The organism is Caballeronia sp. Lep1P3 (genome assembly GCF_022879595.1).
In the GTDB taxonomy this organism is placed as follows: domain Bacteria; phylum Pseudomonadota; class Gammaproteobacteria; order Burkholderiales; family Burkholderiaceae; genus Caballeronia.
Genome location: NZ_CP084265.1, coordinates 2,890,464 through 2,916,803, shown reverse-complemented (window position 1 = coordinate 2,916,803; position 26,340 = coordinate 2,890,464). Strand labels below are relative to the sequence as shown.

27 protein-coding genes are annotated in these 26,340 nt (G+C 65.3%); 11 read left to right on the top strand and 16 right to left on the bottom strand.

Going from position 1 to position 26,340, the window contains the following annotated elements:
- Positions 1-71 precede the first annotated feature (71 nt).
- From LDZ27_RS13680 to argS, 4 genes are all read right to left on the bottom strand, one after another.
- Positions 72-845: an SDR family oxidoreductase gene (locus LDZ27_RS13680; protein WP_244814602.1), complete on the bottom strand. Its 774-nt coding sequence runs from the start codon at positions 843-845 to the stop codon at positions 72-74.
- 15 nt (positions 846-860) lie between these two features.
- Positions 861-1,505, bottom strand: coding sequence for a thiol:disulfide interchange protein DsbA/DsbL (locus LDZ27_RS13675; protein WP_244814601.1), 645 nt, complete (start codon positions 1,503-1,505; stop codon positions 861-863).
- A 135-nt stretch (positions 1,506-1,640) separates the two neighbouring features.
- Complete coding sequence (locus LDZ27_RS13670; RefSeq protein WP_244814600.1) at positions 1,641-2,414, bottom strand: SPOR domain-containing protein; 774 nt, start codon at positions 2,412-2,414, stop codon at positions 1,641-1,643.
- Between the two features lie 130 nt (positions 2,415-2,544).
- A complete protein-coding gene (gene argS, locus LDZ27_RS13665) occupies positions 2,545-4,329 on the bottom strand; it encodes an arginine--tRNA ligase (protein ID WP_244814599.1) in 1,785 nt (594 codons plus the stop codon).
- 305 nt (positions 4,330-4,634) lie between these two features.
- On the opposite strand from argS, the gene LDZ27_RS13660 reads away from it, so the two are divergent.
- Positions 4,635-4,961, top strand: coding sequence for a DUF1840 domain-containing protein (locus LDZ27_RS13660; RefSeq protein ID WP_244814598.1), 327 nt, complete (start codon positions 4,635-4,637; stop codon positions 4,959-4,961).
- Between the two features lie 90 nt (positions 4,962-5,051).
- Here the strand turns inward: LDZ27_RS13660 and LDZ27_RS13655 are convergent, their stop codons facing one another.
- The 7 genes from LDZ27_RS13655 to LDZ27_RS13625 all read right to left on the bottom strand — a co-directional run bounded on the left by LDZ27_RS13655 (position 5,052) and on the right by LDZ27_RS13625 (position 12,804).
- Positions 5,052-5,240 (bottom strand): hypothetical protein, encoded by a 189-nt coding sequence (locus tag LDZ27_RS13655; RefSeq protein ID WP_244814597.1) that lies wholly within the window; start codon positions 5,238-5,240, stop codon positions 5,052-5,054.
- 180 nt (positions 5,241-5,420) lie between these two features.
- Positions 5,421-8,138 carry a methionine synthase gene (gene metH / locus LDZ27_RS13650; protein WP_244814596.1) on the bottom strand — a complete coding sequence of 906 codons (2,718 nt, stop codon included), beginning with the start codon at positions 8,136-8,138 and terminating at the stop codon, positions 5,421-5,423.
- Positions 8,139-8,169: 31 nt separating this feature from the next.
- On the bottom strand, positions 8,170-9,246 hold the full coding sequence (locus LDZ27_RS13645; RefSeq protein ID WP_244814595.1) for a homocysteine S-methyltransferase family protein: 1,077 nt from the start codon (positions 9,244-9,246) through the stop codon (positions 8,170-8,172).
- A 216-nt stretch (positions 9,247-9,462) separates the two neighbouring features.
- A complete protein-coding gene (locus LDZ27_RS13640; RefSeq protein WP_244814594.1) occupies positions 9,463-9,720 on the bottom strand; it encodes a DUF3567 domain-containing protein in 258 nt (85 codons plus the stop codon).
- 126 nt (positions 9,721-9,846) lie between these two features.
- On the bottom strand, positions 9,847-10,635 hold the full coding sequence (locus LDZ27_RS13635; protein WP_244814593.1) for an alpha/beta fold hydrolase: 789 nt from the start codon (positions 10,633-10,635) through the stop codon (positions 9,847-9,849).
- A 54-nt stretch (positions 10,636-10,689) separates the two neighbouring features.
- A complete protein-coding gene (locus LDZ27_RS13630; protein ID WP_244814592.1) occupies positions 10,690-11,898 on the bottom strand; it encodes a DUF3108 domain-containing protein in 1,209 nt (402 codons plus the stop codon).
- A gap of 81 nt (positions 11,899-11,979) precedes the next feature.
- Positions 11,980-12,804, bottom strand: coding sequence for an IclR family transcriptional regulator (locus LDZ27_RS13625; protein WP_370653322.1), 825 nt, complete (start codon positions 12,802-12,804; stop codon positions 11,980-11,982).
- A gap of 85 nt (positions 12,805-12,889) precedes the next feature.
- Between LDZ27_RS13625 and LDZ27_RS13620 the strand changes: the two genes are divergently transcribed.
- The 7 genes from LDZ27_RS13620 (at position 12,890) to rfaE2 (ending at position 20,082) form a co-directional block, all read left to right on the top strand.
- Positions 12,890-13,876, top strand: coding sequence for a fumarylacetoacetate hydrolase family protein (locus LDZ27_RS13620; protein ID WP_244814590.1), 987 nt, complete (start codon positions 12,890-12,892; stop codon positions 13,874-13,876).
- Positions 13,877-14,018: 142 nt separating this feature from the next.
- Positions 14,019-15,203, top strand: coding sequence for an ABC transporter substrate-binding protein (locus LDZ27_RS13615; protein WP_244814589.1), 1,185 nt, complete (start codon positions 14,019-14,021; stop codon positions 15,201-15,203).
- Positions 15,204-15,221: 18 nt separating this feature from the next.
- Positions 15,222-16,049: an enoyl-CoA hydratase/isomerase family protein gene (locus LDZ27_RS13610; protein ID WP_244814588.1), complete on the top strand. Its 828-nt coding sequence runs from the start codon at positions 15,222-15,224 to the stop codon at positions 16,047-16,049.
- A gap of 56 nt (positions 16,050-16,105) precedes the next feature.
- Positions 16,106-16,885 carry a PhaM family polyhydroxyalkanoate granule multifunctional regulatory protein gene (locus LDZ27_RS13605; RefSeq protein ID WP_244814587.1) on the top strand — a complete coding sequence of 260 codons (780 nt, stop codon included), beginning with the start codon at positions 16,106-16,108 and terminating at the stop codon, positions 16,883-16,885.
- 231 nt (positions 16,886-17,116) lie between these two features.
- The gene (locus LDZ27_RS13600; RefSeq protein ID WP_244814586.1) at positions 17,117-18,127 is read left to right on the top strand and encodes a MerR family transcriptional regulator; all 1,011 of its coding nucleotides are present in this window, start codon (positions 17,117-17,119) and stop codon (positions 18,125-18,127) included.
- A gap of 453 nt (positions 18,128-18,580) precedes the next feature.
- Entirely contained in the window at positions 18,581-19,456 is an 876-nt protein-coding gene (locus tag LDZ27_RS13595) for a ferritin-like domain-containing protein (protein WP_244814585.1), read from the top strand.
- A gap of 143 nt (positions 19,457-19,599) precedes the next feature.
- Positions 19,600-20,082, top strand: a complete 483-nt coding sequence (gene rfaE2 / locus LDZ27_RS13590) for a D-glycero-beta-D-manno-heptose 1-phosphate adenylyltransferase (RefSeq protein WP_244814584.1) — start codon at positions 19,600-19,602, stop codon at positions 20,080-20,082.
- Positions 20,083-20,091: 9 nt separating this feature from the next.
- Here rfaE2 and LDZ27_RS13585 read toward each other — a convergent pair whose 3' ends face one another.
- The 5 genes from LDZ27_RS13585 to LDZ27_RS13565 form a co-directional block, all read right to left on the bottom strand.
- On the bottom strand, positions 20,092-20,334 hold the full coding sequence (locus LDZ27_RS13585) for a hypothetical protein (protein ID WP_244814583.1): 243 nt from the start codon (positions 20,332-20,334) through the stop codon (positions 20,092-20,094).
- Positions 20,335-20,351: 17 nt separating this feature from the next.
- Entirely contained in the window at positions 20,352-21,182 is an 831-nt protein-coding gene (locus tag LDZ27_RS13580) for a type III pantothenate kinase (RefSeq protein WP_244814582.1), read from the bottom strand.
- On the bottom strand, positions 21,179-22,090 hold the full coding sequence (locus tag LDZ27_RS13575; RefSeq protein ID WP_244814581.1) for a biotin--[acetyl-CoA-carboxylase] ligase: 912 nt from the start codon (positions 22,088-22,090) through the stop codon (positions 21,179-21,181). The genes LDZ27_RS13580 and LDZ27_RS13575 overlap by 4 nt, the downstream gene beginning before the upstream one ends.
- Positions 22,091-22,148: 58 nt before the next feature.
- Positions 22,149-22,406 (bottom strand): helix-turn-helix domain-containing protein, encoded by a 258-nt coding sequence (locus tag LDZ27_RS13570; protein ID WP_370653401.1) that lies wholly within the window; start codon positions 22,404-22,406, stop codon positions 22,149-22,151.
- A gap of 70 nt (positions 22,407-22,476) precedes the next feature.
- Entirely contained in the window at positions 22,477-22,824 is a 348-nt protein-coding gene (locus LDZ27_RS13565; protein ID WP_244814579.1) for a type II toxin-antitoxin system RelE/ParE family toxin, read from the bottom strand.
- A gap of 166 nt (positions 22,825-22,990) precedes the next feature.
- Here LDZ27_RS13565 and LDZ27_RS13560 point away from each other — a divergent pair, with 166 nt between their 5' ends.
- From LDZ27_RS13560 to LDZ27_RS13550, 3 genes are all read left to right on the top strand, one after another.
- Positions 22,991-24,088: an IS5 family transposase gene (locus LDZ27_RS13560; RefSeq protein ID WP_244814578.1), complete on the top strand. Its 1,098-nt coding sequence runs from the start codon at positions 22,991-22,993 to the stop codon at positions 24,086-24,088.
- 239 nt (positions 24,089-24,327) lie between these two features.
- Positions 24,328-25,455 (top strand): ABC transporter permease, encoded by a 1,128-nt coding sequence (locus tag LDZ27_RS13555; protein WP_244814577.1) that lies wholly within the window; start codon positions 24,328-24,330, stop codon positions 25,453-25,455.
- A 5-nt stretch (positions 25,456-25,460) separates the two neighbouring features.
- Entirely contained in the window at positions 25,461-26,336 is an 876-nt protein-coding gene (locus LDZ27_RS13550) for an ABC transporter ATP-binding protein (RefSeq protein WP_244814576.1), read from the top strand.
- Positions 26,337-26,340 lie beyond the last annotated feature (4 nt).

Below are 26,340 nucleotides of genomic sequence, written 5' to 3'. Positions count from 1 at the left end.
CCGGCCTGCCGCGTTCGCGTTTGAAAAAAAATCCGGCTGCGAGGCCGGATTTTTTTTCGTTCAAGCGTCCGTCAGTCGATCGCGCGCGGTTTGCGCGGCGCGCGCTCGAAGATCGGATCGTAGAGCCAGCGCGGAAGCACATGCAGCAGCATGCCGACGACACGCATCTGCCACGGAAACGTCGCGTAGCGCACCTTGCGCGCGATGGCGTCGGCGGTTTTCGCGGCGAAGCGGTCCGCGTCCATCAGAAACGGCATGCGATATGGGTTGTGCGCGGTCATTTCCGAGCGCACGTAGCCCGGCGCGATGGTGACGACCGCGACGCCCTGCGGCCTCATCTCGACGCGCAACGCCTCGAGATACTTCGCCGCCGCCGCTTTCGACGCGCTGTACGCGCCCGAGCCCGGCAACCCGCGCACGCCCGCGACGCTCGCAATGCCGACGAGCGTGCCACGCCGCGCGGCCGTCATCGACGCGATGAACGGCTCGAACGTGGCGACCATGCCGAGGTAGTTCACGTCCATCACCGCGCGAAACGTCGCGAGCTCGCCGTGCCCGGTCAGCGCGCCCTGGCTGATGCCCGCGTTCGCGATCACGACATCCGCAGCGCCGTGTTCCGCGATGAAGCGGCGCGCGGCATCGGCGAGCGCGTCGGGGTCGCGCACGTCGGCGGGATAAATGGAGAGGGAAGCCTGAGGATGGCGCGCGGCGAATGCCGCGAGAGAGTCGGCGCGTCGCGCGACGAGCCCGACGACGGCCCCGCGCTTCACGTATTCGTCGGCGAGCGCGAGGCCGATGCCGCTCGACGCGCCGGTGATGAAGACTTTCAACGGTGCTGCGTTCATACCGGCGTCACGCGATCACATCTTCTTGTCGCGCACTTGCTGAACGAGAAAGTCCATGACCTGCGTGGTACCGGTGAGACTGTTCGTCTGCGCCGGGCCGGTCACGTACTTACCCTGCACGATGACAGTGGGCACGCCGTCGATCTTGTAGTCCTGCAAGAGCTTCGCGTCGCGCTGGACGTCGCTTTGCGTCGAGAACGAGTTGTAGGCGTCCATGTACTTCTTTTTGTCGATGCCTTGCGTCGCAAGGAAGTCGGCCTGCGCCTGCGGCGTGAGCAAGTAGTCCTTCTTCACATGGATTTCGTTGAAGACGGCCGGCGTGACTTTCTCCGCGACGCCCAGCGCAACGAGCGCGTGGTACATCTTCGAATGCGGGATGAAGTCGTCGCGGAAAGCCACCGGCACGCGCTTGAACACGACATCCGGACCTTGCTTCTTCTCCCACGCTTCGATGTACGGCTCGAACTCGTTGCAATGCGGGCAGCCGTACCAGAAGAACTCGATGACCTCGATCTTGCCCGCCTGCGCGCCGACCGGCTGCGGCGCCTGCAGCACGGTGTAGTCCTTGCCTGCGGCGGGCGCGGCCGATGCGGTGCCCGCGACGCTGAACGACGCGGCGATGCCGAGGGAAAGGGCGAGGGCGCTGAGGAGTTTTTTCATGATCGAGAAGTGCAAGGAGGCGAAGAGGCGAGGTTGCGTGAAAGGTCCGTTAGTGGGACATACGACGCTTAAGCCGGGCTTAAACCGGTCCGGAAGCGGGCCGCCAGTCATGATCGCTGGCCGCCCGCACCGGGCTTACTGCTTCGAGAAACGAATGACGGCGGTATCGACGCCCGCATCGGACAGACGCTGACGCGCCGTATTCATGTCCTCGAACTTCGCGAACGGGCCGATACGCACGCGATAGTACGTCACGCCGCCGGCATCGCGCTGCGTGACTTTCGATTCGAAACCCTGGAAGCCGAGACGCGCGCGCTGCTGCTCGGCGTCCGCCTGCGTCTTGTACGCGCCGACTTGCAGGAAATAGCCGGTGTTCACGTCGCCGGGTGCGGGCGGCGTGGTCTTTGCCGTGGCGGGCGGCGTCGAGCCGCTCTTCGGCGGCGTGGCGGCGGTGGTCGAGCCGCCCAGCACGTTCGTGCCCGGCGCGGCTTCAGGCTTTTTCGCGATGACCGGGCTCGCGTTCTTCGGCGCGGAAGCCGTCGTGCCCGCGCCGCTCGGCGGCACTTCGACGATCTGCGGTTCGTCCAGCACGCCGGACGATTGCGTCTGATTGTTGCTCTGTCCCGGCGCGGTGTTCGGCGGCGTGGGCTGCGCGGCCTGCGGCACCGGCTGGCCGGGCGACTTGCCCTGCAGCGGGCGATTCGGGTCGTAGGGCTGCGCGGCGGGCGCGGACGATGATTCCGATGGCGGCGCGACCTTCGCGACGAATGGCGTCGGTGCGCGCGTGATGTAAAGCGCGACGATCACGGCGATCGCGAGTCCGACGATCAGACCCAGCACGATGCCGAGAAAGGTTCCCCCCGTTTGCTTCGACTGCGACTGCTTCGACGTGCGGCTTGGTTTTGCCATCGTATGAATCACCTGCAAAAAGTCTTCGAGTTGGCCGACGATTATAGCGGTCGCGCTAAGCAAGCCCGCGCCATGCGTTCGCCCGCGCGCGCCCAAAACGTCACAAATTCACAGCGCGCGCGACCGATGACTACATCTTCTGCGGGGCCGACACGCCGATGGTCGCGAGGCCGTTTTCGAGCACCTGACGCGTTGCCGCGAGCAGCGCGATGCGCGCGGTGCGCTCCTTTTCGTCGTCGACGAGAACGCGCTCCGCATTGTAGAACGAGTGAAATTCGCCAGCGAGGTCGCGCAGATAGAAGGCGACCGCATGCGGCGCGAGTTCGTCCGCGGCGTGCGCGAGCATCTCGGGGAACTCGGCGAGTTTGTTGAGGAGCGCCATCGCGCGATCGCTCGACAGGGGCGACAAGTCGGCCTGCGCCGCCTTCGACACGTCGCCGCCGTAGCGTTCCTTCCAGTCGTTGAGGATCGTGCAGATGCGCGCGTGCGCGTACTGCACGTAGTAGACCGGGTTCTCGTCGTTCTGCTTGAGCGCGAGGTCGATGTCGAACACGAATTCGGTATCGGCCTTGCGCGAAATCAGGAAGAAGCGCACGGCGTCGCGGCCGCGGCGGATCATGTCGGCGTCGAGCTGATCGGGCGCGGTCTCGCTGCCGGGTGTCATGCCGCCCGACCATTCGATCAGGTCGCGCACCGTCACGTAGCTGCCCGCGCGCTTGGAAATCTTCACTTCCTGACCGTCGCGCATGACGGTCACCATCTTGTGCAGCACATAGTCGGGATAGCCCTTCGGAATGCCGATGCCGAGCCCTTGCAGCCCCGCACGCACCCGCGCGATGGTGCCGTGATGGTCCGAGCCCTGCACGTTGATGACTTTCGTGAAGCCGCGCTGCCACTTGGTGACGTGATACGCGACGTCGGGCACGAAGTACGTGTACGTGCCGTCGGACTTCTTCATCACGCGGTCCTTGTCGTCGCCGTCGTCGGTGGTGCGCAGCCACAGCGCGCCGTCCTGCTCGTAGGTCTTGCCCGCGTCGATCAGCGCCTTCACCGTCTCTTCGACGCGGCCTTCCTTGTACAGCGACGACTCCAGATAGAACTGGTCGAACTTCACGCCGAACGCGGTCAGGTCCATGTCCTGTTCGTGGCGCAGATACGCAACCGCGAAGTGGCGGATGGCTTCGAGATCCTCGACATCGCCGCGGCCCTTGACCGGCTCGCCGTCCTTCGCCGCGACGGTCGCGCCCGCCATGTAGTCGCGCGCGATATCCGCGATGTACTCGCCGTTGTACGCCGCTTCCGGCCATTGCGCGTCGCCCGGCTTGAAGCCGCGCGCGCGCGCCTGCGTGGAAATGGCGAGGTTGCCGATCTGCACGCCGGCGTCGTTGTAATAGAACTCGCGATGCACGGCATAGCCTTGCGTCGCGAGCAGGTTGGAAAGCGCGTCGCCGAGCGCGGCCTGACGGCCGTGGCCCACATGCAGCGGTCCGGTCGGGTTCGCGGACACGAATTCGACGAGCACGCGCTTGCCGGCATCGCGCGGCGAGCGGCCGAACGCCGCGCCTTCGTCCAGCACCGCCGGGATCACGTCTTGCTTCGCCTTCGCGGCGAGACGCAGATTGATGAAGCCCGGACCGGCGACTTCCGCGCTCTCGACGAGACCCTTCGCGGCCGCATGGCCCATCACCGCATCGGCGATCTGTTGCGCCAGTTGACGCGGATTCGCGCGCAGCGGCTTGGCGAGCTGCATCGCGACATTCGACGCGACGTCGCCATGTGCGGCGACCTTCGGACGTTCGAGTACGATGGCGGGCGCTATGAACGCGGCTTCGGTTGCGCCTTGCGTGGATTGCGCGACCTGCCTGACGGCGTCGGAGAGGAGCGTTTCCAGGGTTTCTTTGTGTGCGGGCAGCATGCTGAGTGTGATCCAGTGGAGCGAATGCGGAGTCGAATGCGGGTGCGATGCGAGCGATGCGTCGGGTGCGTCGGGTGCGGGCGATGCGGGGCGCCGATACGACGCGGATTTGAATAGCCGACCCCTGCGCGAGCCAGGCGTGCCTGCAACTCGCGAGGGCGCGTCCAGACGCCCGGCCACCGCTGAAACCGGCAGTTTAGCAGGTGCTAAACTGTCTATTCAGGGTGGTTGTTCTGCAAAGATCGGCTTGTCGGCGCGCCTCGCGCACGCCGGCTGTCATCCAACATAAGGAAAAGGACTCTTCCATGCTGATCACATTCAAGACCATGGCTGCACCGGATGTCATGATGCTCGATAACCTCGCGGAGTATCTGCTCGGCATCATCGGCAAGCAACTGACCGAACGGGGCGTCATCACGCACGACGAACTGCCTGTCGCCATCGAAAAGCTGGAGGCGGCCGTCATCAGCGACAAGAAAGAGCGCGCCGAGCACGACGGTCACTTCCACGAAGGCGAAGCTGGCCACGATCCGCACGAAATTCCAATCGGGCTTGCGCAGCGCGCCTATCCGTTTCTCGACATGCTGCGTCTCGCGCGCAAAGAGAACAAGGACATCCTCTGGGGCGTCTGACGCGCGGCCCGCTCGCCGCGCGGCGCTGAAAGCAAAAACCCCGCACCATGACGATGCGGGGTTCCTTACCTGCCGTCGCCGTCGAACGGCTTATTGCGACTGACCGTTCGTCGAAGACTTCGGCTTTCTCGGCTTCTTCGTGTTCTTCTTGTGCTCCGTCTGCGGCGGCGAGTACGACGATGCCTGCGTGCTGCTGGCCTGCGCGAAGGCAGCCGGACTCGATGCGGCGAGCACAGCCGCGGCCATCGCTATGGTTACGGCGGACGTCATCTTCTTCATGCGACTTTCTCCGTGGCAAAAGAATGCGTGACCGCCGTGATGACGGCCCATCGCTTCGACAGTCTACGGATTAAAAAAAGTTCGCGCTGGCGGCATGACGCTTTTCTTCGCCATCACGCCACGCATATGTTGTTTTGCCACGGCGCGCGAGTGCGCCAGCGCAGGCTGGCGCGCAGTGTTTCAGCGCAGCGGGGCGAGCGCGCGCTCCGCATCCGCCGATGAAACCGCCATGCGCTCGGCGAAGCTCTGCACCTGATCGTCGCCGATCTTGCCGACGGAAAAGTACGTGCTCTCCGGATGCGCGAGATAAAAGCCCGACACGCTCGCCGCTGGCAGCATCGCGAGCGATTCGGTGACGCTCATGCCGAGTTCGTCTGCTTGAAGCACTTCGAACATATCGCGCTTGACGAGATGATCCGGGCACGCCGGATACCCCGGCGCCGGACGAATGCCCACGTACCGTTCGCGGATGAGCGCTTCGTTGTCGAGCGTTTCGCCGGCGGCGTAGCCCCACAGTTCGCGGCGCACGCGCGCGTGCAGCGCTTCGGCAAACGCTTCGGCGAAGCGGTCGGCCAGCGCCTTCAGCATGATCGCGCTGTAGTCGTCGTGGTCGGCTTCGAACTGCTTTTCCTTCTTGTCGACGCCGAGCCCCGCCGTGACCGCGAAAAGACCGATGTAATCGGCGACGCCCGAATCCTTCGGCGCGATGAAGTCGGCGAGCGACCGGTTCGGGCGCATCACGCCGTCGACGACCGGACGCACGCTTTGCTGGCGCAGATTGCGCCAGGTCATCGCGACCTGCGAGCGCGATTCGTCCGTGTAGATTTCGATGTCGTCGTCGTTGACCGTGTTCGCCGGCAGCAGCATGACGACGCCGTTCGCCGTCAGCCAGCGGCCCTGGATGATGCGCGAGAGCATCGACTTGCCGTCCGAGAACACGCGCCGCGCCGATTCGCCGACGATCTCGTCGTTGAGAATCGCCGGATACGGGCCCGCGAGATCCCACGTCTGAAAGAACGGCGCCCAGTCGATATAGTTCGCCAGCTCCGCGAGGTCGTAGTTCCTGAACACGCGCCGGCCGATGAAGCTCGGCTTCTTCGGCGTGTACGCGCTCCAGTCGATCTTCGTCTTGTTCGCGCGCGCCTCGGCATACGTGACGAGCGGCTGCGCTTTCTTGTTCGCGTGCTGCGTGCGGATGCGCTCGTAGTCGCTCTTGAGTTCGTCGAGATACTTCGCGGCGCCTTCGTCGGACAAGAGGCTCGACGCCACCGAGACCGAGCGCGACGCGTCCGGCACATAGACCACCGGGCCATCGTAGTGCGGCGCGATCTTCACGGCGGTGTGCACGCGCGAGGTCGTGGCGCCGCCGATCAGAAGCGGCGTCTGCTTGCCGCGAAAATAGTCGTCGCGCTGCATTTCGGAGGCGACGTAAGCCATCTCTTCCAGACTCGGTGTAATCAGTCCCGACAGGCCGATGATGTCCGCGCCTTCTTCTTTTGCCTTCTGCAGAATGGTCGCGCAGGGCACCATCACGCCCATGTTGACCACTTCGAAGTTGTTGCACTGGAGCACGACCGACACGATGTTCTTGCCGATGTCGTGCACGTCGCCCTTCACGGTCGCGATGACGATCTTGCCCTTCGAGCGCACGTCGGCGCCGGCATCGGCCATGCGCTTTTTCTCTTCCTCGATGAACGGAATCAGATGCGCGACGGCCTGCTTCATCACGCGCGCCGACTTCACGACTTGCGGCAGGAACATCTTGCCCGCGCCGAAGAGGTCGCCGACGATGTTCATGCCGTCCATCAGCGGCCCTTCGATCACGTTGATCGGACGCCCGCCCGCCGCGTCGATTTTCTGGCGCACTTCCTCGGTATCTTCGACGATGAAGTTCGTGATGCCGTGCACGAGCGCATGCGAAAGCCGCTGTTCGACCGGCTGATTGCGCCATTCGAGGTTCTCTTCTCTCCTCGCCGCGCCGGTCTTGAACTTGTCGGCGATTTCGAGCAGGCGGTCGGTCGCGTCGTCGCGGCGATTGAGCACCACATCTTCGACGCGCTCGCGCAGTTCGGAGTCGAGATCGGCATAGACGCCGAGTTGTCCCGCGTTCACGATGCCCATGTCCATGCCCGCCTGAATCGCGTGATACAGGAAGACGGTGTGGATGGCTTCGCGCACCGGATCGTTGCCGCGAAACGAGAACGACACGTTCGACACGCCGCCGGACACCTTCGCATGCGGCAGGTTCTGCTTGATCCAGCGCGTCGCGTTGATGAAATCGACCGCGTAGTTGTTGTGTTCCTCGATGCCCGTCGCGATCGCGAAGATGTTCGGGTCGAAGATGATGTCCTCGGGCGCGAAGCCCACTTCGTTCACGAGAACGTCGTATGAGCGCTTGCAGATCTGCGTCTTGCGCTCGAAGGTATCGGCCTGGCCCTGTTCGTCGAAGGCCATGACGACGGCGGCTGCGCCGTAGCGCCGGATCAGCTTCGCGTGATGCGTGAACGATTCCGCGCCTTCCTTGAGCGAGATCGAATTGACGATGGCCTTGCCCTGCACGCACTTGAGGCCCGCTTCGATCACCTCGAACTTCGACGAGTCGATCATGATCGGCACACGCGCGATGTCCGGCTCGGATGCGATCAGATTCAGAAAGCGCACCATCGCGGCTTTCGAATCGAGCATGGCTTCGTCCATGTTGATATCGATGACCTGCGCGCCGTTTTCCACTTGCTGCCGCGCGACGGCGAGCGCTTCGTCGAACTGGCCGTTGAGGATCATGCGGGCGAACGCCTTCGATCCCGTGACGTTGGTGCGCTCGCCGACGTTGATGAAGAGCGAGCCGTCGGTGACGTTGAAAGCCTCGAGGCCGGAGAGACGCATCGTGTGATCGGTCATGGTGTTCTTGTCTCGGTTCGGATCGAAGCGTTCAGGCCGCGTCGCGATATTGCGAAGGGAAAGCGCGCGGCTTGACTTCCGCCAGCGCCTTCGCGATCTCCGCGATGTGCTCGGGCGTCGTCCCGCAGCATCCGCCCGCGAGATTCACGAGCCCCGCTTGCGCGAACTCCTTGAGAAGCCGCGACGTGACGTCCGGCGTTTCGTCGAAACCGGTGTCGCTCATCGGATTGGGCAAGCCCGCGTTCGGATAGCACGACACATAGGTGTCGCACAGCTTCGCCAGCTCCGCGATGTACGGCCGCATCAGCGCCGCGCCGAGCGCGCAGTTCAGGCCGAACGTGAGCGGCTTCGCGTGGCGCAGCGAGTTCCAGAACGCCTCGACCGTCTGACCCGAAAGAATGCGCCCCGAGGCGTCGGTGACGGTGCCCGAGATCATGATCGGCAGCCGCTCGCCCGTGTTCTCGAACAACTCGTCGAGCGCGAAGAGCGCGGCTTTCGCGTTCAGCGTGTCGAAAATGGTCTCGACGAGAAAGAGATCGCAGCCGGCATCGAGCAGCGCCTTTGCCTGCTCGTAGTAAGTCTCGCGCAGTTCGTCGAATGTGACGTTGCGCGCGCCGGGGTCGTTCACGTCCGGCGAAAGGCTCGCGGTCTTCGGCGTCGGCCCGATTGCGCCGGCGACGAAGCGCGGCTTGTCGGGCGTGGAGTATGCATCGCAGGCTTCGCGCGCGAGCCTTGCCGATGCGAGATTCATCTCGGCGGCGAGGTCTTCCATGCCGTAGTCGGCCTGCGCGACGCGCGTTGCGCCGAACGTGTTGGTTTCAATGATGTCCGCGCCCGCGGCGAGATATTTGTCGTGAATCTCGCGGATGATCTGCGGCTGCGTGACCGACAGCAATTCGTTGTTGCCCTTGATGTCGCGGCCGTAGTCCTCGAAGCGCTCGCCGCGATACGCGGCTTCGTCGAGCTTGTAGCGCTGGATCATGGTGCCCATTGCGCCATCGAGAATGAGGATGCGTTGCTGCAGGAGCGCGGGCAGCGCCGCGCCGCGCGTGTAATCGCGCGCGGGCGTTCTCGCGCCCGATGTGCTCGAAATGGCGTTCTGGTTCATGACGGACGGGCCCTGTACCGGAGAGAGAAATGGTCCGTCATTGTAGCCGCAGCGTCGGGCGGTCGCTCTCGTCCCGCGCGGGCGCTGCAGGCGCGGCGGGCGCAAAAAAAGAACCCCGCCGATGAACGGACGGGGTCTTTTCTGGCGTGTCGCTTGTGTGCCGTGCTGCTTGGCTCGCCCTCTTCGCCGGCAAGCGGTGGCGGCGCGAGGCTTCCCTCAGTGAAGCACGACGGGCTGGTTCATCAAAATATCGAACTGGCCGAGGAATTCGTCGACATCTTCGAGCGACGGCTCTTCCTCGATCAGCTTCTGGACGTGCTCGCGGAACTTCGCGGCCAGCTCGCCGTCGATGAAAATCTCCCGCTGCGTGTTCTTGTCGACGATTTCGTAACCGCCCGACATCATCGCGAGATGGTTGGCCTGCGGCGCAAATTCGACGACGCAATAGTTAGGGCTGTTGTAGATCATTTGCATGGCGACACTCCTTAATCCTGTTGCTCCTTGGCGACCTGCATCAAAAGTGGAGCGATCAGGCTGGAATTCAAGGGGTGGCCTCGACGTGCTGCCAGTGTTATCGAGGCTTTTCTTTTTGAAACGCACTCAGGCTGGGCTGCGCAGAAACGCATCGAGCAATGCGCAAAAACGCTGCGACGCCTCGACCGGAGACAGATGTGCCGCATCCAGAAGTTCGAATTGCGCGCCCGGCACGGTGTCGGCGATCACTCTGGATTCAGCATGCGGCGTGCCATTGTCGGCTTCGCCGGCAATCACGAGCGTGCGCTTCGCGATCGACGCGAGGCCGCTCCTCGCATCGAAACGGCTCACGGCTTCGGCGGCGCGCGCGAAACCTTCGGGCGGCGTATGCGCAATCGTCTCACCTATTTGCTCGACGACTTCGGGATGCGCGCGGCGAAATCCTTCGGTCAGCCAGCGCTCGAGCGTCGGCTCGACAATGCTCCCGATGCCCTTTTCGCGCACCGAAGCGGCGCGTTCGGCGAACGCCGGGCGCGCTTGCTCGCGGATATAGGCGGGCGCACCGACTACCGTCAGGGAATCCACTTTGTCCGCATGGTTGATGGCGAACTTCTGCGCGACCATGCCGCCAATCGACAGGCCGACGACATGCGTGGTCGGCGCGCCCAGCCTGTCGAGCAATTCGGCGAGGTCGTCGGCGAGATCGTCGATCGTGAAGGCGTCCGGCGACAGCGCGGTGCGGCCGTGTCCGCGCAGGTCGTAGCGCATGACGGTGAAACTGTTGCGGAAGTAGCCGGCCATCTGGTCCCACACCGACAGATCGCCGGCCAGTTGATGGATGAAAGTCAGCCAGGGACCGCCGCCTTCGTTATCGAGGACATATCGCGTGTCGATGCCTTTGATGTTCACCTGCATATCCGCTCCGTGGAGTTCGCTTGTGCGTTGTGCGTCTAGTACGAGGCGCCGCCGCTACGGCCTCACGGCCTCGCCCGCGGCGGGCGCCGTTTCCTCCGACGCATCCGGCATGCCCGGGGCGGCCGGCTGGCCGTTAGCGGGCGGCGGCGCGAGCTTTCCCGCCCAGAGCATCTCGATCTGCATGCCGTTCGGCTCGGTCTGCACGATGCGCGCGGGAAGCCAGCCCAGCGCGGGCGCGAGCCAGATGTCGAGCTTGCGCCGGTCTCCTTCGCGGCGCGGCAGACGCGTGAAGTGGCGCGCGCTCACGAAGCCGTCGCGCGTTTGCACGGTTTCATCGCCGACGGTCTCAATCGGCCAGATTTCGCTGCTGTCGTTGTCGGCAACGCTGAACTGGCGCGTGACGCCCGGTTTGTAAACATCCGGCGCGCCGCGCACGAGGCTCGCCAGTTGCATGACGAAGCTGAAGCGGTCCTGCGCGCCGTCCGCGAGCGGCTGCGCGTTCGGCGTGCGCGTATAGACGATCTGCCTGGTCTCGCGATTGAAGACGGCGATGTCGGCGGCGCGGCGGCCGCGCTTTTCCGAATACTGCTCGGGCGCGATGCCGAATCCGTCGATATGGCCCTGGCTGAGATAAACGTACGGACCGACGAACGGCAGCGGGATCGAAACGACCATCTGGTAATGCTGGCCGTCGTTCGCCCAGTGGATCGTGCCGGTCTGGTTCATCACGCCGTTGACCAGCGTGTCGTAACGCAATTCGCCGGTGGGCGGGACGCTGAACTTGTCGCCGGAAGCGACGGCCGTGTTTTGCGCGGCGGCTGCGGCTTGCGCGGCTGCGGCTTGTGCGGCCCGTTCCGCAGCCTGCCGTGCCGCTTCTTGCGCGGCAAGGTCGGCGTCCGGCTGGGCGCTCGAAGGCGTCGTCGCGTTCGGAACGGCGGCGGGCGCGGGCGCGGGCGCCGGGCGCGCGGCGGGTGTCGGCGGCGGCTTCTTCGCGGGCGCGGGCGCAGCCGGCTTCGCGGGCGTCGGCGGCGCGATGGGCTTCGGCGTCAGCAATTCCACCTGCACGGGCGGTTTCTCGGCGGGCGGCTCATTCACCGGCTGCTTCGCGCGCTCGATCCAGCGCATCGCGATCCAGTGCAGGACGGCGACGATCAGCGCGGCCAGAAGCCAGCGCCCCCAGCCGCGTGGCCCAAAAGGCGACGACGCGGCATCGGCGCGCTCCCCGCGCGCGGGACGAGGGCGAAGTATCGAAAACAGGGACATCGGAATTGCAAGCAAAAAAGCGGAGATCTTAAGACACGCGCGCCGGAAACCATGTTCCTCGCCCCGGCGCACGAACCGCCATCACCGCTCGCCCGTCTTGTACCCCAGTTCATACGACAAGCCGCGCGCGCATTCGCGCAGCGCCGTGTCGATTTCGCCGCCCCAGCGCGTGTCGAACGCGCCTTCGTGTCCGAGCGCGATGAGCCCGAGCGCGAGTGCGCCGGTCGAATCGAACACCGGCGTGCAGAACGCGTGGATCGTCGGCAGCAGCATGCCTTCGACGCGCGCCGCGCCGTGTTCGCGCACATCGGCGAGAAGCGGCTCGACATCCGCGAGCGTCTGTTTCGTGGCCGCGAGTTCGCGGTCGAGCATCGGCTGCGTCTTGCTGCGCGGAAGATACGCGGCGAACAAGAGGCCCGTCGCCGACGACAGCAGCGGCATGACATCGCCGAGTTTGAGCGATGCCTTCGCCGGATAGCTCGATTCCATCCAGTGCACGACGGTCGGCCCCTGATTGCCCCACACCGCGATGCCAACGGTCTGATCGAGCCGGTCGCGCAGTTCGGCGAGCGCGATGCGCGCGAGTTTCACGCCGTCCACGCGCGCGAGCCGCGCGAGTCCCATCTGCAGCGCGAAGCCGCCGAGTTCGTAGCGCCCGGAAAGCGGGTCCTGCGATGCAAGCCCGAGCCGCACGAAGCTCACGAGATAGCGATGCGCCTTCGCCGGACTCATGCCCGCGCGCTGCGCGAGATCGCGCAGCATCATCGCGCGCGGCTCGTTGGTGAGCACATCGAGCAGGCGGAAGCCGACTTCGATCGATTGAATGCCGGAGCGCGCCTTCTCCTCCGAAGTTGCGTCAGAAGCGTCGATATCGTCGTCGGCGGTGGCGGTCGAGTTCGAGGACATGAAAAGCGCGGGCGAGCCGAAGTCACAGGGATTCACCATCGTAAAATACATTTCCCTTAACGTCATCCCAGCCACGACTGCCTTTATGAAACTAGCCACGCTGAAGGACGGCACGCGCGACGGCCAACTCATCGTCGTGTCGCGCGACCTGCGCACGGCCGTCATTCCCGATGGAATCGTCTCGACGCTGCAACGCACGCTCGACGACTGGGCGTTCTACGCGCCGCAACTGCTCGACGCCTATGAAGCGCTGAATCAGGGCCGCGCGCGCCATGCGTTCGCGTTCGATCCGAAAGCGTGCATGGCGCCGCTGCCGCGCGCTTTTCAATGGGCCGATGGCTCGTCCTACGTCAATCATGTGGAACTCGTGCGACGCGCGCGCGGCGCGCAGATGCCGCCCGAGTTCTGGACCGATCCGCTGATGTACCAGGGCGGCAGCGACGACTTTCTCGGGCCGACGGACGACATCGTGTGCGCGTCGGAGTCGTATGGCATCGACTTCGAGGCGGAAGTCGCGGTCATCACATCCGACGTGCCGATGGCGCCCACGCCCGACGAAGCGGTGAAAAGCGTGCGCCTGCTGATGCTCGTCAACGACGTTTCGCTGCGCAATCTGATTCCCGCCGAACTCGCGAAAGGCTTCGGCTTCTTCCAGAGCAAGCCGGCGACTTCGTTCTCGCCCGTCGCCGTCACGCCGGACGAACTCGGCGATGCCTGGCGCGAAGGCCGCGTGCATCGGCCGATGACCGTCCACTGGAACGGCAAGAAGGTCGGCCAGCCGGATTGCGGCGTGGACATGGTCTTCCACTTCGGCCAGCTGATCGCGCATGCGGCGAAGACGCGCAATCTGCGCGCGGGGTCCATCGTCGGGTCGGGCACGATCTCGAACAAGGACGAGAAGCGCGGCTACTGCTGCATCGCCGAGAAGCGGTGCCTCGAGACCATCGAGCACGGCGCGCCGCAAACGGAGTTCATGAAGTTCGGCGACAGCGTGAAGATCGAAATGTTCGACGAAGGCGGCAAGTCGATCTTCGGCGCGATCGATCAGGCGGTCGTGCAGCTCGAGCACTGAGCGCGGCTTAGGCGACCTCGGTGCAACGTCGACGCAACGCCGGCGCAACGGGTTTCGCCCGATGCGTCGAACGCAGCCGCCACCTTACACTTGCCGGGGCGCGTCGCGCCGCACGACAAGAACAAACGACATGGAGACTCTCATGCGCAGGAGCAGGTGGAAGGTGGCGGGGTCCATCGCGGCCACGGCGATCACGGCGATCACGCTGGCCGCAACGACAACCGCGCTGGCCGAGACGCCGCACGTCAAGATCGGCCTCGTGCTGTCGCTCACCGGACCGGCCGCATCGCTCGGCATTCCGGCGCGCGACACCGCCGCGCTTCTGCCGAAGCAGATGGGCGGCGCCCCGGTCGATTACATCGTCCTCGACGACGCCTCCGACACCACGCAAGCCGTGCAAAGCACGAAGAAGCTCATCACCGAAGAGCATGTCGATGCGATCATCGGTTCGTCGATCACGCCGAACTCGCTCGCGATGATCGACGTGGTCGCGCAAGGCCAGACGCCGACCATCTCGCTCGCTTCGTCGGCGAAGATCATCGAGCCGGTGGACGACAAGCGGCGCTGGGTCTTCAAGACGCCGCAGACCGACGCGATGATGGCATCGGCGATCGTCGAGCACGCGAGCAACCATGGCGTGAAGACGCTCGCCTACATCGGCCAGGCTGACGCGCTCGGCGAGACGTTCTACGCCGAGGTCGCGAAGTTCGCGCAGATTCACAAGATCGCGGTCGTGGCGAACGAGCGCTTCAACCGCACGGACCCGAGCGTGACCGGGCAGATCCTCAAGATCCTCGCGGCGAAGCCGGACGCGGTGGTCGTCGGCGCGGCCGGCACGCCCGCCGCGTTGCCGCCGAAGACGCTCGCGCAGCGCGGCTACAAGGGCCTCGTCTATCACAACCACGGCGTCGGGAACCGCGACTTCCTGCGCGTGTGCGCAGCGGATTGCAACGGCACCTTCCTGCCGACGAGCCCGGTGCTCGTCGCCGCGCAGTTGCCCGACGATCATCCGGCCAAGCGGCTCGCGCTCGCCTACATCAAACTGTACGAAGCGAAGCAGGGCGCGGGCACGGTGTCGGCGTTCGGCTCGTACACGTGGGATGCCGGCATGCTGCTGCAACGCGCCGTGCCCATCGCGATGAAAGCGGGCGCGCCCGGCACGCCCGCCTTTCGCGGTGCGCTGCGCGACGCGCTCGAAGGCACGAAGAACTTCGCGGATACCAACGGGCTCGTCAACATGACGCAGAACGATCACATCGGTCTCGATCAGCGCGCCCGCGTGATGGTCGAAATCCGCGACGGCAAATGGGTGTATCAGCCGCGCTAAATCACAGGCGAACCTGGTATGAGCGACCTTTCTCTCTATAGCGGCTACACGTCGCTGCAATTGCGGCGGCAGGCGCACGGCGTGCTCGAAGTGGTGATGCCGGGCGCCGGCGCGAACAAGAGCGGCCTCTCGACCGCCGACGCCAACATGCACCGCGAACTGGCCGATATCTGGCGCGACATCGACCGCGATCCCGACACGCGCGTCGCGCTGATTCGCGGCGAAGGCAAGGGCTTCTCGGCGGGCGGCGATCTCGCGCTCGTCGAGGAGATGGCGAACGACTTCGACGTGCGCGCGCGCGTCTGGCGCGAGGCGCGCGACCTCGTGTACAACGTCATCAACTGCAGCAAGCCGATCGTCTCCGCGATGCACGGCCCGGCGGTCGGCGCGGGCCTCGTCGCGGGCCTGCTCGCCGACATCTCGATCGCAGCGAAGTCGGCGCGCATCATCGACGGGCATACGCGCTTAGGCGTCGCGGCGGGCGATCACGCGGCGATCGTGTGGCCGCTGCTGTGCGGGATGGCGAAGGCCAAGTACTATCTGCTGCTATGCGAGCCGATGAGCGGCGAAGAAGCGGAGCGCATCGGCCTCGTGTCGCTCGCGGTCGAGGAAAGCGAACTGCTGCCCAGGGCGATCGAAGTGGCGAACCGGCTCGCGCAGGGATCGCAGACGGCCATACGCTGGACCAAGTACGCGTTGAACAACTGGCTGCGCACGGCGGGGCCGACCTTCGATACGTCGCTTGCGCTGGAATTCATGGGCTTTGCGGGACCGGACGTGCACGAAGGCATGCGTTCGCTGCGCGAGCGCCGCGCGCCGGATTTTCCGGGCGGCGCGCCGTTCTGACGGAAGCGGGCCTGACGGCACGCATCGGCGATCAATCAATTGAGGAGGAACGACGAATGACGGATACCTCGGGCGGCGGCACTCCGCCGTTTTCCATTCCCGGCTTCGCCGGCTTCGGCCAGGCCGACATGATGGGCAAGATGTGGGAAATGATGCGCCTGAATCCGTTCGCGGCGGCGATGTCGGGCGGCGGGCAGGGCGCGAATCCATCGCTGTCGATGATGTCGGACATGCTCGCGCCGCTCACGAACATCGAGGAGCTCGACAAGCGCGTGACCGACATGCGCGCCGTCGAGCAATGGCTGAAGCTCAATCTCAACATGCTGCAATCGGCGATTCAGGCGCTCGAAGTGCAGCGCGCCACGCTCGCGACGCTGCGTTCGTTCGGCGCGTTCGCGCAGAGTTCGGCGCAGGGCGCGCAGAACGCGGCGGCGGACATGCAAAAAGCCGCAAGCCGCTGGCCGATGCCCGGCGCGGCGGCACCCGAAGCGCCGCAGCAAGCGGCCGCGCAGCCGGCCGCCGCTGCCGCTGCCGCCGCCGCTCAATCCGGCGACAAAGCCGGCGCGGGACTTCCGCCCGGCTTCGATCCGGGCGGCTGGTGGAACGTTCTGCAATCGCAGTTCAACCAGCTTGCGCACCTCGCGATGCTCCAGCCCGGCATGACGGGCGCACCGGCCGGCGAAGGCGCATCTCCCGGCGATGCGGGCGCGCCAGCCAATGCTCCTGGAAACGCGGCTGCAACCGACAAGACGGCCGCGGACGCTGGCGAAGACAAGCCCGCCGCGGCAGCGACGAAAGCGGCAGCGCGCAAGGCGCCGCCGCGAAAGAAGGAGTAGCCACGGGGTTCGGCGCCAAGCGCCGAACGCCCGCCCGATGCAAGAAACGCCTGGCTGCTGTTGCGCCGGGCTTTTTTGCGCACGGGCGCTGTGTCTTTCGATGCGGCTTACGCCCGCGTGCACACAGGCTTTGTCCATGATTAAGCGTCGACTTCAAAGCGTTTTGTCCACCTTGCGGACCGGGCACGCAAACTGCACGCACTGAGGTGTGCGTTCAAATCGATTTTGTCCATGACAATCACATCCGAACAAGACTTCGACTCGGAACCCCACGCCGGCAATGGCGAAGCCGATGGCGCGCAGGACCCGCCGCTGGCGCGGGCCTCGGGCTCCGGCGTGTCCGGCATCGGCATCGGCGCCATCGCGCAGGAAATTGGTCTGACGAAGGACACACTGCGTGTCTGGGAGCGCCGCTACGGGTTTCCCGAGCCGATGCGTTCGCCCGGCGGCGAGCGGCTGTATCCGCAAGAGCAGGTAACGAAGCTGCGGCTCGTGAAACGTCTGCTCGACGCGGGGCACCGTCCGAGCAAAGTGCTCGCGCAGCCCATCGAAACGCTGCAGCACCTCGCGGAATCGTCGGGCGTCGGGCAGGATGCGCCGGATGCGGAGCTGGATCAGCTCGTCGCGCTGCTGCGCAACGGCGCTTACGAGGACTTTCGCTTCGGACTGCTGAAGCGCGCCACGCGCGCCGGGCTCGAACGGTTCGTCATCGACGTCGCCGCGCCGCTGTCCGCGCGCGTCGGCAATGCGTGGGCGGCGGGCACGCTCCAGGTCTATCACGAGCACCTTTTCAGCGAGGCGATCCAGGTCACGCTGCGCACGCTGATGCGCCCGCTCTCCGACGCACTGCGCGCGCGCGGCGGACGTCCCCGCGTGCTGTTGACGACGCTCTCCGGCGAAGGCCACGGGCTCGGCATCCTGATGGCCGAAGCCATGTTCCTGCTCTCGGAATGCGACTGCATTCAGTTGGGACTGCAGACGCCGCTGCACGACATCGTGACGGCGGCGTCGGCGCATGACGTGGACATCGTCGGGCTGTCGTTCACGGCGGTGCTGCCGGCGCAAGGCATCGCGAACGGACTCACGGAATTGCGCGCGATGTTGCCGTCGCACGTGCGGATTTGGGCGGGCGGCAGCAGCCCGGCGCTGCGCCGCAAGTTCAGCGAGGGCATCGATTACATTCCCGGGCTGACGCCCATCGAGGAGTTCGTGACGGGGTGGCGCGAAGGCGCCGTGCTATGATCGAAGACGCTCGTCGGCGCGCACTGGAGCGGGCTCGCGGACGAAGTTGCATCGGTCGCCGGGTCGCCGAAATAGGCGTTTTCATGTGCCGGGAAACCGGCGCGCCGTGTCGCTGTCATACGCGTGCGCCGGGCTGAAGCAGTCGCGCGGCAAGGCGGCGGGAAGGTACCGAACGCAGCCTTGGTCCTACCTGAGGCACACGATTGGCTTTTTACCCACGGTAGAACAAGACCTAAGTGAAGGGCATCGGCACGCAACGGTGCGATGTCGAATGCGCCGCGCCGCGCGTTGCCGCTGCGCCAAAATGTGGCGGACCCTTGTCGGTTTTCGCCTGCGGCCGCCCGAATCCCGCGTAAAATTGAAAGCTTGGTTGCTTGTGTGCAGCGGTCTGTCGCACGCTCGGCCGAACGTCATATAGATATAACGTCGCATAAGTGGCATCAGGGGTGGACTATGAACACCATGCTTTATCCGGAACTTTATAAATCGCTGGAATCCGTCCGCTGGGATATGGAGAAGGACATCCCCTGGGACAAGTTCGATGCGTCCCTGCTCACCGACGAGCAGGCAAGGACCATCAAGATGAACGCGATCACCGAATGGTCCGCTCTTCCCGCAACCGAAATGTTCCTGCGTGACAACCATCACGACAGCGACTTCTCCGCTTTCATGAGCGTGTGGTTCTTCGAGGAGCAGAAGCATTCGCTGGTGCTCATGGAATACCTGCGCCGCTTCAGGCCCGAACTCGTGCCGACCGAAGAGGAGTTGCACGCCGTGCGCTTCGAATTCGATCCCGCGCCGCCGCTCGAAACGCTGATGCTGCATTTCTGCGGCGAAATCCGCCTGAACCACTGGTATCGCCGCGCGGCCGAATGGCATACAGAGCCGGTCATCAAGCACATCTACGAAACCATCTCGCGCGACGAAGCCCGTCACGGTGGCGCGTATCTGCGTTACATGAAGAAGGCGCTCGCGAATGCGGGCGACACCGCGCGCGCCGCGTTCGCGAAGATCGGCGTGCTGATGGCTTCCGCGCGCCGCACCGAAAAGCCGCTGCATCCCACGAACCTGCACGTCAATCAGGCGCTCTTCCCGCGCGATACCGTGCAGTCGCGCCTGCCCGATCCCGAGTGGCTCGAGCGCTGGCTGGACGACCAGATCCGCTTCGACGACCTCTGGGAGAAGAAGGTGGTCGAGCGTATCCTGCACAACCTGTCGATTCTTTTCGAGCGCTCGTTCGTGACCGCGCAGGAGTTGAACCGCTATCGCAAGGAAGTGGTCCAGCGTCTTCAGGCCGCGCCGGGCGGCTCGTCCGGGCAGCCCGCCTGAGCTTTCCCGCTATCGTTGAAAAGACGGCCCGCCACGTAAAACCGGCGGGCCGTTTTGCTTCCTGCCCGCGCATTGCGCTCCGCTTGGCGCATAGTGCGCCGTGGCACAATGCGCGCTTTCAGAACTTCCCGCCGAGCCTCGCCATGCCCGCCATCTTCGAACGCAAGATCATCACGCGCGACGCGCTCGCCGCGCTCCGTCCGACGCTCGCCGGGCCCGTCGTCTTCACGAACGGCGTTTTCGACATCCTGCATCGCGGACACGTCACGTATCTCGCGGACGCGAAAGCGCTCGGCGCGACGCTCGTCGTCGGCGTGAACAGCGACGCTTCCGTGCGAACGCTCGGCAAGGGCGACGACCGGCCGATCAATCGCGAAGACGATCGCATGGCGCTGCTCGCGGCGCTGGAAAGCGTGGACTGGGTGGTGAAGTTCGAGGAATCGACGCCGCTGCAACTGATCGAAGCCGTGCATCCGGACGTGCTCGTGAAGGGCGGCGACTACGACATGGACAAGCTGGCCGAATCGGCGCTGGTGCGCGGCTGGGGCGGCAAGGCGCTCGCGATCGCGTTCGAGCATGACCGCTCGACCACCGCGCTGCTCAAAAAGGTCCGCGCCCAGCCGTAACCGCAGGCTTCACTGGCCGAGCGGCTTCGTCTGCACGTTCGCGGCGGGCGCGGGACCGCCGACTTGCGGTTGATCGGCGGCCTCCTCGGGACGAAGCGGGCGCGTCGTGAGTGTTTCAGGCCGCACCTGCTGCAACAGATGATGCGGCTCGCGCGCGCCGGCTGCCGGCAGCGGCGTTCCGAACACGCCGTGCATGGCCGCGAAGACCAGCACGTTCGCGAGGACGAGAAAGGCGATCAGCCAGCGCAGCATTCGTGAAGCTCCGTCAGTCAAGCAATCGAGGATGGTGAGTGTGCGGCCGCGTCCTGCGCGATGAGCGCGAGGCCGGCCAGCACGAGGGAATCGTGCCGCGTATGCGCGACGCCGAGCGCGCCCGCGATCTCATGCGCCGCGCCGCCGCCGAGCACGAGGCGCACGTCCGCTTGCCAGTCCGCGCGCAAGTCGCGCCAGGCGCGTTCGACGAGGCTCGCTTGCGCAAGCAGGCAGCCGGCCGACAACGCGGCGGCGGTATCGGTGGCGAAGAGGCCGCGCGGTTCGTCGCCGGCGCGATCGAGCGCGCGGCGCGCGGCGCGTGCGTCGAGCGTCGGCAATTGCGCGGTATGGCTACCGAGCGATTGCATCATCAGCGACCAGCCGGGCGCGATCAGCCCGCCCGTGAAGACGCCATCGGCGCGCAACGCTTCGAGCGTCGTCGCGGTGCCAAAAGTGGCAATCAGCACGTTCTGCCCCGGAAACGCCGCGCGCGCGCCGATCAATCCGGCCCAGCGGTCGCTCCCGAGTTTCTCCGGCTCCGCATAGCCGTTGACGACGCCGCACTGCGCGGGCTTCGCGCGGACGACGGTGCGCGGCGATGCCGGCCACGCAGCGTCCAGCACACCCGCGATGCGCGCCTCGACTGCCGCGCCCGCCACATTCGAAATCCAGACGCTGCCTGGCGCCGGCACGCGAGACCATGCGTCGAGCGCCGGGTCTTCCCGCGATGCCGCGTCGTTCCCGTGTTCCAGTGCGCCGCCCGCGATCGCCGCGCCGTTCGCATCGACGAGCGACCATTTGATGCGGCTGTTGCCCGCGTCGATCAGCAGCATCGGCGCGTGGCTCATGGACGCTCCTTCGCGAGGCGCAGCGTCAGTTCGCCGGTCGCGACGGCGCGCGGACCTTCGGGCGCGTCGATCAGCAACTGGCCGTTGTCGTCGACGCCCGCCGCGATGCCGCGCGTCACTTCCTGTCCCTGATCGAGCAGCGCGACTTCGCGTCCGGCGTAGGCGTGCGCGTCGAGCCAGCGCTGGCGGAACGCCCGAAAACCGTCGGCTTCGAAGCGCGGCAGCGCGGCGTCGAGTGCGTTGAGGAGCGCGGCGAGCGTGTCGGTGAGATTCGCGTCCGGCCACGCGCGCGCGAGTGCGGCGGGCGCGGTGCCGGTAACGCCGGTTCCGTTCGGCGACGACTGGCGGTTCGCATCGTCCACCTGCGCGGCGAGCTGCTCCGCGCCGTGCAGATTGATGCCGATGCCGATCACGACCGCCGTCACGCCGGGCGCGGTCCACGCCGTTTCAATGAGGATGCCGGCGAGCTTGCCATCGTCGAGCAGCACGTCGTTCGGCCATTTGAGCGCGGGCCGCGCGGATGGCGACAGCGGCAGGCGCGCGAGCGCATCGAGCACCGCCGTGCCGACGGCGAGACTCAGGCCGGCGAGCCCTTCGATGGGGCGTCGCAGTGCGTATCCGACCGACATCAGCAGCGCGTTGCCCGGCTCGGCGAGCCACGCGCGGCCGCGCCGTCCGCGACCCGCCGTCTGCGAATACGCGATGCGCACGACAGGCGCGGGCAGCGCGTCCTGCGCCGCGCCGCGCGGCAGTGCGCGAAGCCGCTCGATGAGGTCGGCGTTGGTCGAACCGGTTTCGTCGACGATATCGATGTTCCACTCGCGCGCAGGGCGCTCCGCGAGCGCCGCGAGGCGAATGCGGTCGATGCGCCAGGGGGCGTCGGGGGCGAAGGAGGGGGACGGGGTCATGGCGGATATTGTAGCGGGGGCGTCCTGGCGAGCGATTGCGCTCCTGCGACCGCGCGCATCAGACGAACGAGATTCTCAAGGTCTTGCCGCAAGCGGTGGCGTATTTGCGGAGCGTGGCCAGCGTCGGCGAATGCTTTTCGCTGACGAGCGATCCTTCGAGCCGCGCCACGGCTGACGCGGTCGTGCCCATGCGTTCAGCGACTTGCGCCTGCGTCAGGCCGGCTTCCTTGCGCGCGCGAAGCAGAGCATCGAGTGCGGCGTATTCGTCTTCGAGCGCGTCGTAGGCGGCCTTCAACGCGGGATCGGCGGCGAACATCTGCGCGACTTCCTCGTCCGAATGCGGCACGGGATCGTAGCGCGCTTCCATTTGCTGCTGCCAGCGGGTCTTAGCCATTTCGTCGAACCTCCTTCAACCGTTTGCGGGCAAGATGCAGTTCCTTCAGCGGCGTGCGCTGCGTCTTCTTGGCGAAGGAATGCAATATGACGATGCGCCTTCCCTCGAGCGTGCAATAGAACACGCGTCCAATGCCGTCGTGACCTGCCGGACGCAGTTCAAAAAGTTTGTCGCCCATCGGCCGCGCATGAGGAAGAGGCAGGCCGGGACCGTGCTCCCTTAGCGGGCGAGTGAGGCGAAAGTAACTGGCGAGGATGCCCGGAGGCAGTTGCCAGACTTCATCTTTGACGCGCGCGCTGTAATAAGCGATGGTCCACGGGCCAGTATCGGATGTTAGCATATTTGCTAATTTATTCAGGAGCGATTCATTCCACTTTCACGCACCCGCGTCCTCACGAACAGTCATCCGATCGGCCTAACAGGCCGCTGAAATACTGATCGCAGAGGTCATCGCGGGATGTGCCTGAAGCGTTGATAGAAGGACCTAACTTGCCCCCCCGGAGATCATGCGCGGCGCCGACACGTTCACTGAGAGTTTGTTTTCCTTTCGCAAGCTCGACGACTTCGTTCCGGCGTCGCATCCGCTGCGCTCGATTCGCGTCATGGCGAACGAAGCGCTCGCCAAGATGGATCGGCTGTTCTCCGAGATGTACGAGGTCGACATAAAAGGTGGACGGCCGAGCATCGCGCCGGAGAAGCTGCTGCGGGCAATGCTGATTCAGATCCTCTACAGTGTCCGCTCGGAGCGACAATTGATGGAGCAGGTGCAATACAACCTCCTGTTTCGCTGGTTCGTCGGCTTGGCAATGGATGATGTGGTGTGGGTGCCCACCGTGTTCACGAAGAACCGCGAGCGGTTGATCAAGCACGACGCGGTCATCAAATTCTTCAACGAAGTGGTGGCCATTGCCGAGAAGAAGGACCTGCTCTCAGGTGAGCACTTCAGCGTGGACGGCACCTTGATTCAGGCGTGGGCGGGCCACAAGAGCTTCGTGCGCAAGGACCGTGACGATCAGGACAACGATGACGGCAGCGCGGGCGACTTCAAAGGCAGCAAGCGCAGCAACGAGACGCATCAGTCCAAGACTGATCCTGATGCGCGGCTCTATCGCAAAGGCAAAACGGCCAGCCAATTGCGGTACATGGGCCATACGCTGACCGATAATCGGCACGGCCTGGTGGTCAACGCTCGCGTGACACACGCTGATGGGCATGCCGAGCGTGAAGCGGCCAAGATCATGATCAACGATGCGCGGCAAGCGGCAGAAGATGCGAACGCAGAAATCACGCTGGGTGCAGACAAGGGTTACGACGCACAGGAATTCATTGAAGCCTGCCAGCAAATGAAGGTCACCCCGCACGTTGCGCAAAACACTTCTGGGCGGCGTTCAGCGGTGGCCGACGCGATTGCATCAAGCCTGGGCTATTCCATTTCGCAGCGAAAGCGCAAGTTGATCGAACAAGGCTTCGGGTGGGCCAAGACCGTGGGGCGCATGCGCCAAGTGATGGTGCGTAGTTTGGAGAAGGTTGACCAGATGTTCGTGTTGAACATGGCCGCCTATAACCTCGTGCGCATGCGGTCACTGGGACAAGTCCGCCCATAGTGGCGCAATGAGTAGTCACGAGGCCAACAATCGGCCTCAAACCGTCGAAAAAGACGGTGAATTCGCGTTGAAATTGCACACTGCGAAAAATCGCGGCAAAGGCCGCGGCGACAGACCAAAGCTGCGTCGTAAGCACCTGTATTTCAGCAACCTGCTAAGCCCCGCATCCGGCTTGCCTCATCCACCTCCGCTAGAATGTCCTCTCCCTCCCATCGCGCGTCCCAGCACGCTCTCGACCCTTGAACTTCGACACGCCGCCCCGCCTGCGAGTGGAAGCCGGTCAGCAAGGCAAGGTGGTCCGGCTTTCCGGCCAGTGGACCGCGCTCGCGCTCGCGCGTGACCGCGCGAAAAGCGGCGTCACGCGGCGCTTGCGCGCCATCGGACGCGAGGCGATCAGCCAGTGGGACCTGCTCTCCGTCGAGCGGCTCGATCACGTCGGCGGGCAGGCGCTCTGGCGCATCTGGGGGCGCCGGATGCCGGAGACCATCGCGCTCTCCGACACACAGCGCGAGATCTTCGAGCGCGTCGCGCTGCTCGACGCCGAGCGAGAAGAACCCGAGCCCGTCGATCGCGTCGATCCGGTCACGCGTCTCGGACAACTGATCTTCGCGTTCTTCGATCATCTGCACGGCGGCCTCGCGATGTTCGGCGGCTTCGTGCTCGATTTCCTCGGGCTGATCCGGCGTCCTCAGCGCATCCCGTGGACGGAAATCTCCGCCAACATCTACAACGCCGGCGCACAGGCGCTCGCGATCACGGCGCTCGTCGCGTTCCTGATCGGCATCGTGCTGAGCTATCTGTCCGCGCAGCAGTTGCGCATGTTCGGCGCGAACCAGTACATCGTGAATATTCTCGGTTTGTCGGTGATCCGCGAACTCGGGCCGGTGCTGTCCGCGATCCTCGTCGCGGGGCGCTCCGGCTCGGCGATCACCGCGCAGATCGGCGTGATGCGCGTCACCGAGGAACTCGACGCCATGCAGGTCATGGGCATCCCGCACGGCCTGCGTCTCGTGCTGCCGCGCGTGCTCGCGCTCGGCGTGGCGATGCCGCTGCTCGTCATGTGGACGAACATCATCGCGCTCGCGGGCGGTGCGCTCGCGGCGAAGCTCGTGCTCTCCATCGACGTGTCGTTTTTCATCCGCTCGCTGCCGTCCGTGGTGCCGATCGCGAATCTGTGGATCGGGCTCGGCAAGGGCGTCGTGTTCGGCATGCTGATCGCGCTCGCCGCGTGTCACTTCGGCTTTCGCATCAAGGCGAATTCGCAGAGTCTGGGCGAAGGCACGACGACGTCCGTCGTCACGTCCATCACCGTCGTCATTCTCGCGGACGCCGTCTTCGCGATTCTTTTCCAGAACGTAGGGCTTTGACCGCCATGTCGACGACGCTCGCCACCGCCGTGCGCCATCAGCCGCCGCCCGTCATCGCGGAGCCGGTCATCGAAGTGCGCGATGTCACCAAGCGCTACGGCAACGCGCTGATCCACGAGCATCTGAATCTCGACGTGCGGCGCGGCGAGATCGTCGCGCTGCTGGGCGGCTCGGGATCGGGCAAGACCACGCTCGTGCGGCAGATTCTCGGCCTCGAATCGCCGACATCGGGAACCATTCGCGTGCTCGGCGAGGAATGGGCGCGCATGGACGGCGAGACGGCCAAGATGCTGCGCACGCGCTCCGGCATGATGTTCCAGCATGGCGCGCTCTTCTCGTCGCTGACGGTGTACGACAACATCGCGCAGCCGTTTCGCGAACTCGGCAAGATTCCCGAGGATCTGATCCGCGAATTCGTGATGCTCAAGCTGGAAATGGTCGGGCTGTCGTGCAAGCACGCGAGCAAGATGCCGGCGGCGCTTTCCGGCGGCATGGTCAAGCGCGTCGGCATCGCGCGGGCGATCGCGCTCGAACCCGAACTGCTTTTTCTCGACGAGCCGACAGCCGGACTCGATCCGAAGGCATCGGACGAATTCGTCGATCTGATTGCGACGCTGCATCGCGCGCTCGGCCTGACCGTCGTGATGGTCACGCACGATCTCGATACGATGGTCGCGCTCTCCACGCGCGTCGCGGTGCTCGCGGACCGGCGCGTGCTCGTCGCGGCGCCGGTGGAGGAGGCGGTCGCGGTGGATCATCCGTTCATCCGCGAATATTTTCTCGGGCGACGCGGCCGGCGCGCGCTGCAGGCGCTGCCGCCCGAGCGCCGCGCGAAGCTGCCCGCCGCCGCGCTCGACGGCGCCACCATCACCGTGAAGTAGCCAC

What these genes read in the sequence shown, in the direction of transcription:
- LDZ27_RS13680 (WP_244814602.1), bottom strand. Translation starts at nt 845, where the DNA reads ATGAACGCAGCACCGTTGAAAGTCTTCATCACCGGCGCGTCGAGCGGC.
- LDZ27_RS13675 (WP_244814601.1), bottom strand. Translation starts at nt 1,505, where the DNA reads ATGAAAAAACTCCTCAGCGCCCTCGCCCTTTCCCTCGGCATCGCCGCG.
- LDZ27_RS13670 (WP_244814600.1), bottom strand. Translation starts at nt 2,414, where the DNA reads ATGGCAAAACCAAGCCGCACGTCGAAGCAGTCGCAGTCGAAGCAAACG.
- argS (WP_244814599.1), bottom strand. Translation starts at nt 4,329, where the DNA reads ATGCTGCCCGCACACAAAGAAACCCTGGAAACGCTCCTCTCCGACGCC.
- LDZ27_RS13660 (WP_244814598.1), top strand. Translation starts at nt 4,635, where the DNA reads ATGCTGATCACATTCAAGACCATGGCTGCACCGGATGTCATGATGCTC.
- LDZ27_RS13655 (WP_244814597.1), bottom strand. Translation starts at nt 5,240, where the DNA reads ATGAAGAAGATGACGTCCGCCGTAACCATAGCGATGGCCGCGGCTGTG.
- metH (WP_244814596.1), bottom strand. Translation starts at nt 8,138, where the DNA reads ATGACCGATCACACGATGCGTCTCTCCGGCCTCGAGGCTTTCAACGTC.
- LDZ27_RS13645 (WP_244814595.1), bottom strand. Translation starts at nt 9,246, where the DNA reads ATGAACCAGAACGCCATTTCGAGCACATCGGGCGCGAGAACGCCCGCG.
- LDZ27_RS13640 (WP_244814594.1), bottom strand. Translation starts at nt 9,720, where the DNA reads ATGCAAATGATCTACAACAGCCCTAACTATTGCGTCGTCGAATTTGCG.
- LDZ27_RS13635 (WP_244814593.1), bottom strand. Translation starts at nt 10,635, where the DNA reads ATGCAGGTGAACATCAAAGGCATCGACACGCGATATGTCCTCGATAAC.
- LDZ27_RS13630 (WP_244814592.1), bottom strand. Translation starts at nt 11,898, where the DNA reads ATGTCCCTGTTTTCGATACTTCGCCCTCGTCCCGCGCGCGGGGAGCGC.
- LDZ27_RS13625 (WP_370653322.1), bottom strand. Translation starts at nt 12,804, where the DNA reads ATGTCCTCGAACTCGACCGCCACCGCCGACGACGATATCGACGCTTCT.
- LDZ27_RS13620 (WP_244814590.1), top strand. Translation starts at nt 12,890, where the DNA reads ATGAAACTAGCCACGCTGAAGGACGGCACGCGCGACGGCCAACTCATC.
- LDZ27_RS13615 (WP_244814589.1), top strand. Translation starts at nt 14,019, where the DNA reads ATGCGCAGGAGCAGGTGGAAGGTGGCGGGGTCCATCGCGGCCACGGCG.
- LDZ27_RS13610 (WP_244814588.1), top strand. Translation starts at nt 15,222, where the DNA reads ATGAGCGACCTTTCTCTCTATAGCGGCTACACGTCGCTGCAATTGCGG.
- LDZ27_RS13605 (WP_244814587.1), top strand. Translation starts at nt 16,106, where the DNA reads ATGACGGATACCTCGGGCGGCGGCACTCCGCCGTTTTCCATTCCCGGC.
- LDZ27_RS13600 (WP_244814586.1), top strand. Translation starts at nt 17,117, where the DNA reads ATGACAATCACATCCGAACAAGACTTCGACTCGGAACCCCACGCCGGC.
- LDZ27_RS13595 (WP_244814585.1), top strand. Translation starts at nt 18,581, where the DNA reads ATGAACACCATGCTTTATCCGGAACTTTATAAATCGCTGGAATCCGTC.
- rfaE2 (WP_244814584.1), top strand. Translation starts at nt 19,600, where the DNA reads ATGCCCGCCATCTTCGAACGCAAGATCATCACGCGCGACGCGCTCGCC.
- LDZ27_RS13585 (WP_244814583.1), bottom strand. Translation starts at nt 20,334, where the DNA reads ATGCTGCGCTGGCTGATCGCCTTTCTCGTCCTCGCGAACGTGCTGGTC.
- LDZ27_RS13580 (WP_244814582.1), bottom strand. Translation starts at nt 21,182, where the DNA reads ATGAGCCACGCGCCGATGCTGCTGATCGACGCGGGCAACAGCCGCATC.
- LDZ27_RS13575 (WP_244814581.1), bottom strand. Translation starts at nt 22,090, where the DNA reads ATGACCCCGTCCCCCTCCTTCGCCCCCGACGCCCCCTGGCGCATCGAC.
- LDZ27_RS13570 (WP_370653401.1), bottom strand. Translation starts at nt 22,406, where the DNA reads ATGTTCGCCGCCGATCCCGCGTTGAAGGCCGCCTACGACGCGCTCGAA.
- LDZ27_RS13565 (WP_244814579.1), bottom strand. Translation starts at nt 22,824, where the DNA reads ATGCTAACATCCGATACTGGCCCGTGGACCATCGCTTATTACAGCGCG.
- LDZ27_RS13560 (WP_244814578.1), top strand. Translation starts at nt 22,991, where the DNA reads ATGCGCGGCGCCGACACGTTCACTGAGAGTTTGTTTTCCTTTCGCAAG.
- LDZ27_RS13550 (WP_244814576.1), top strand. Translation starts at nt 25,461, where the DNA reads ATGTCGACGACGCTCGCCACCGCCGTGCGCCATCAGCCGCCGCCCGTC.